This window comes from Promicromonospora kroppenstedtii DSM 19349 (assembly GCF_000515355.1).
Classification (GTDB): Bacteria; Actinomycetota; Actinomycetes; order Actinomycetales; family Cellulomonadaceae; genus Promicromonospora; species Promicromonospora kroppenstedtii.
This window is the reverse complement of the sequence record NZ_KI911686.1, coordinates 259,563-260,499: the sequence shown is the minus strand read 5'-3', so window position 1 is coordinate 260,499 and position 937 is coordinate 259,563. Positions and strand designations below refer to the sequence as shown.

General features: G+C 73.5%; 2 protein-coding genes. Both read left to right on the top strand.

The genetic code is table 11. From position 1 onward, the window contains the following. Position 1: 1 nt before the first annotated feature. The gene (locus tag PROKR_RS15805) at positions 2 to 601 is read left to right on the top strand and encodes a response regulator (RefSeq protein ID WP_245605844.1); all 600 of its coding nucleotides are present in this window, start codon (positions 2 to 4) and stop codon (positions 599 to 601) included. A gap of 66 nt (positions 602 to 667) precedes the next feature. Further along, on the top strand, positions 668 to 937 hold a 270-nt coding region (locus PROKR_RS35115), incomplete at its 3' end, for a hypothetical protein (RefSeq protein ID WP_036964572.1).

The following is a 937-nucleotide window of genomic DNA, read 5'->3' as shown; positions in this document are numbered from 1 at the left end:
ACTGGTGGTGGACGACCATCCGGTGGTGCGGTCGGGACTGGCGGGCATGCTCGCGGTCGAGGACGATCTCGAGGTCGTGGGCGAGGCCGCCGACGGGCAGCAGGCCGTCACCCTGGCCGGGGAGCTCGCGCCCGACGTGGTGCTCATGGACCTGCGGATGCCCGTGCTCGACGGCGTCGCGGCGACCGCGGGGATCGTGGGCACCGGACCTCGGGTCGTGGTGCTGACCACGTACGACACCGACGCCGACATCCTGCGCGCCGTCGAGGCCGGGGCGACCGGCTACCTGCTCAAGGACACGCCGCGCGCCGTGCTCGTCGCCGGCATCCGCGCGGCGGCCCGCGGTGAGACGGTGCTGGCGCCCAGCGTGGCGACGCGCCTGGTCAGCTCGGTCCGCACCGCGGCGGAGCGACCCTCCGCACGGGAGACCGAGGTCCTGGCCCTCGTGGCGCGCGGCAGGTCGAACGCCGAGGTCGGGCGGGAGCTGTCGATCACCGAGGCCACGGTCAAGACGCACCTCATCCGGGCGTTCGCCAAGCTGGGCGTCGCCGACCGTACCGCCGCCGTGACGGTGGCCCGGGAGCGTGGCTGGATCACCTGACCCGTCCGGGACGGACGACAGCGTCTTTCCAGGACGGCGCGCGAGGGTGGCCGATAGGTTGCCCGCATGAACAACTCGGGCGAAATCGACATCACAGCACGTGTCGAGGCGGCGGTCGCATCGGCGATCTACGACATGGTGCTACCGATCGACACCATGGGCGTGACCTTCCACGACGGCGCGCTGGACGACGTCAGCGAGGCCTACCGCGCAGACCCGGACGCGACCCTCGCCGCCGCGGACGCGCGGTTCGCGGCGCACATGGCGACGGTCGCGGAGGCGGCGTCCGACGAGGAGGCCGAGGGCCCCATGCTCCGGGCGCGCGCCGCCATGGCC